The 3,480-nt window shown below is 30.8% G+C and carries 6 protein-coding genes; all 6 read left to right on the top strand.

Annotated features, from left to right (window positions below; translation table 11 throughout):
* Nucleotides 1-151: 151 nt before the first annotated feature.
* Nucleotides 152-565, top strand: coding sequence for a hypothetical protein (locus tag DW059_RS15090; RefSeq protein WP_117699339.1), 414 nt, complete (start codon nt 152-154; stop codon nt 563-565).
* 50 nt (nt 566-615) lie between these two features.
* Entirely contained in the window at nt 616-783 is a 168-nt protein-coding gene (locus DW059_RS16005; RefSeq protein ID WP_158552140.1) for a hypothetical protein, read from the top strand.
* Complete coding sequence (locus DW059_RS15080; protein ID WP_117699337.1) at nt 771-1,250, top strand: hypothetical protein; 480 nt, start codon at nt 771-773, stop codon at nt 1,248-1,250. The genes DW059_RS16005 and DW059_RS15080 overlap by 13 nt, the downstream gene beginning before the upstream one ends.
* Before the next feature lie 201 nt (nt 1,251-1,451).
* Nucleotides 1,452-1,838, top strand: a complete 387-nt coding sequence (locus DW059_RS15075; RefSeq protein ID WP_117699336.1) for a hypothetical protein — start codon at nt 1,452-1,454, stop codon at nt 1,836-1,838.
* Between the two features lie 19 nt (nt 1,839-1,857).
* Entirely contained in the window at nt 1,858-3,159 is a 1,302-nt protein-coding gene (locus DW059_RS15840) for a hypothetical protein (RefSeq protein ID WP_207659179.1), read from the top strand.
* 16 nt (nt 3,160-3,175) lie between these two features.
* Nucleotides 3,176-3,480 (top strand): hypothetical protein (locus tag DW059_RS15065; protein WP_147326071.1); only part of this gene is annotated, 305 nt, incomplete at its 3' end.

The following is a 3,480-nucleotide window of genomic DNA, read 5'->3' as shown; positions in this document are numbered from 1 at the left end:
AGAACAAATCTTAAAGGGACTTCGTTATTTTTCAATAGAATAGCAATTTTATGGACAATTATTTTTAATATATACTTTAATAAGTAAACATTATGTGCAGTATTATCAGATACAATTGTCACAGATTGCTGCAAGTATACCGAAGGAATATATGAATAGTGAGGAGTCGGAACGTTACAAAACGGATAATGAATTTCTGATAAAATCAAAGGAAAACACTTATATGATTTATGGAATTGAATTGTCCAATGCCGATGAAAGCAGTCTGCTAGATGAAGAGACTTTAAAAAAGTTAAAGTCAGCAAACTCATTCAATCAGATATTAGAAGGAATCCAGTATGGAATAGGGTTTCTGTGGGGAGATGTAGAAACAGGAAGTATACAGAATCCATCTGATACAACATATTATTTTTCTTCAATAGAAGAAAGTCATGATGGGGATTATCAGGTATATATTATGTTTTATATACAGGGGGATTTGAAATATATGGGGATATATGTAACGGATGAGGAACATAGTTTATCAGAAAAACAGAAGAGACATATAAGATTATATACTCGCTGATGTTAAAAGGTGACTTGGTCAGTTGCAGACTTCAATATGGAGATGAGGCTATGGTGAAAAAGGGTAAAGCAATTTTAAAACAAACAGGAGCAGGAATTTTTGTATATAGTGTGTTGGGGTTACTGGGAGCATTTGATAGCTATTATCGTGGAGCCGATATGGGCTTTACAGCATGTATAGCAGCGTGTGTAATAGCTTTTATTATTTGGGGGCAGTAGTTTCATTTATAAGAAAAGAATATGATTATAGAAAATACAATGCACATATATGCTTATTTGTTTCACTGGGACTTACGATACAAATAATGGTGCAGGGAAATTTGCCACCTGAAAAAAGCACAGCAATTTGTATTATAAGTTATGTGATTTCTATAATATTGGGAATTTTGGGGGCATTATTAACAACTGGAAAAATAGTAATAAAAAATAAAAATGTAAGAAGTACGTTAAAAATTATAGAAACAATGAGTTTATTTTTATTAACGTGTTTGTGTGTGTCAGGAAGACGATTTTTTGGACGCAGAGGAGCAGTATTATTTAATGCATTAGGAAAACAAAAAAGTTCAGTATTTTTTTGGTGTTGTATTATGGTTGCAACGATGCTTTTTGCATTTATGAGTGCATTTGTAAGAGTAGATATAATTGTAAGACCAGACTTTTATAAATCCAGAAATGAAAATAGATAATAAAACATTACTTCTATAGAATGGGGGAAGAGTAGATATAATTGTAAGACCAGACTTTTATAAATCCAGAAATGAAAATAGATAATAAAACATTACTTCTATAGAATGGGGGAAAAAAGATGGTAAAGAGTAAAAGAAGAGCAAAGGTAGTTATAGGTATTATTATTCTTATTTTTATATGTATTAGTTATATTTCTTAAAATGAAATACGGTACATATGGATTACACGATTTTAATTGTTTTTTTCGTCAAAGCAAACAGGAAATTTTAGAAAAAGAAGGTGACCCTGTTAGCAGAGAAAAATTATATGGAAGTTGCGAGGATATTAAATTTGAAGATATAGAATATACCTTTATTGGAAATTATCCGGAAAGTGTTAGAATTACGGATCCTGATATTCGATTTGGAATACTGCAAATTGGGGTAGGCTCATCAAAAAAAGAAGTTATGCTGGCATATGGATTAAAGGAAACTTTAAGTAATGAGGAAGAAAATGAATATGCGGTTCAAAATGGTCTTTATTCAACATCATTCTATTTTGATGAAAATGACAGAGTATATAAAGTTGCATGCGGAACAGGAGTATAGTTCATTTTAAAGTTAAGGAATGGAAAAGATGATATACATATACACATTATTTTTTATTTTGCTATTTATATATGGAATCCGAATATTATTTAGAGAGTGTTTTACAAATTTATTTGGGGTTAGAACAAATTTTAACCAAGGCGGGGGAGTAGTAGTTGGTTGGGCATTAATATATGCAAGACTGCTAAGTATATGCGCTTTGTTTAGTATCATGATAGGTTTGTGGGCATGGAAAGATGATATATTTAATCTTTGGAAACTATTTGATAATTCGGAAAAATTGGTGTGGGGCAAATGTCTGTGCAGAATAGTCATTATTGGTATTTTAATAATTAATGTAGGGTGCAATATAAAAAGAATTTTGATACATCTGAAAACAGAAGTAATAAAAAATAAATTTGCCCAAAGTATATTAACAAATGGTCGTGGTGTAGTATTAACTTTAATGATAAGCACGGTCTTTGATATATATTTACTACAGGCAATATTGTGTGTTATGACAGGAAATATACATCCGGCTGTCTTAAATGCATGGAAAGCCGGAATTGTAGGGAAGGTAATATTGATTGCATTTGAAAAATTGTTTTACAGTGAGAAAATTTGTATATACCAGAATGGAACGGTAACATATTCTACATTATTAAAACGGGGATACGGCAATAAATTGTATTTTGAAAAAGACTATAAGAAAGCGAATAAAGCAAGATTATATGTAGATGGTGAAGAAGTATTAGAGACGGCATTTTTTAATATTGATCAGTTACTGAAAAACTATGGAAAAAAGAATGATGAGGAAGTGAAATCAGATGCAAAAGTGACTGGAAAGAAAATTCATTATATGAAAAGTACTAAGAGAAATGAACGGACATGCAGAACAATCGCAATTTCAGTAGGAGCAGCACTTGTTTTACTTGGAGTTTTATTTTATGTTTTTTTTGCAAGTAAAGTTGTAATGATTGTGATGTGGCTTTTGGCATTATTATATTATCCGGCACTTCTGGTGATAAAAAGAACATATGATAAATCCTTTTATATCATTTTTAACAGGGATTATATGCTGGTAACGGGATATAAAGGGACAGCATTTGTTAGTGAAAAAATAGAATATTCAAAGATAGGATACATAATGACTGGCAATAATTGCCCTCATAGGACTATTTTTGGAAAGACACCTGAAAAGTTACGCAGAGATTATGGTGCATTTACAGATGTTTTTGACCGAAAGAAGGAGTATTTATTTTCATATGCAATGAATGATGATATAACACAGGAAATAATGGCAAGATGTAAAAATGTGAAAGAGATATTGGAATTGGATTAGAGCTGGCGAAAAGCAGATGATGAATAAACAAAAATATTATATTTCAGTAGTATATCACAATGTAATGAGAGGGCTGGCAATATATTGTGGTCTAATTTTAGGAATAATTGTTATATTAAAACTTACTGGTGACAGATATGGAATTGTGTCAATTCTTGTCCTGCTTGAATATGTAGGGATTGCGTTCTTATTAGTTTATGGAATCGGGTTCTTCATAGATGGATATTACATTCAGGATGAGAAAATAGTTTATTATCATAATTTTAAAAGACGAAAGAAAGATTTATCTGAAGTGAAGTCAGTTATAATATCCAATACCTA

It is taken from the genome of Roseburia sp. AF42-8, assembly GCF_003435965.1.
GTDB lineage: Bacteria > Bacillota > Clostridia > Lachnospirales > Lachnospiraceae > Roseburia_C > Roseburia_C amylophila.
The sequence above is the reverse complement of the archived record's forward strand: the minus strand, read 5'-3'. Positions and strand labels throughout refer to the sequence as shown.

Excerpts from the sequence above, each read along its gene's own strand:
- DW059_RS15090 (WP_117699339.1), top strand. The coding sequence starts at position 152 with ATGAATAGTGAGGAGTCGGAACGTTACAAAACGGATAATGAATTTCTG.
- DW059_RS16005 (WP_158552140.1), top strand. The coding sequence starts at position 616 with ATGGTGAAAAAGGGTAAAGCAATTTTAAAACAAACAGGAGCAGGAATT.
- DW059_RS15075 (WP_117699336.1), top strand. The coding sequence starts at position 1,452 with ATGAAATACGGTACATATGGATTACACGATTTTAATTGTTTTTTTCGT.
- DW059_RS15840 (WP_207659179.1), top strand. The coding sequence starts at position 1,858 with ATGGAAAAGATGATATACATATACACATTATTTTTTATTTTGCTATTT.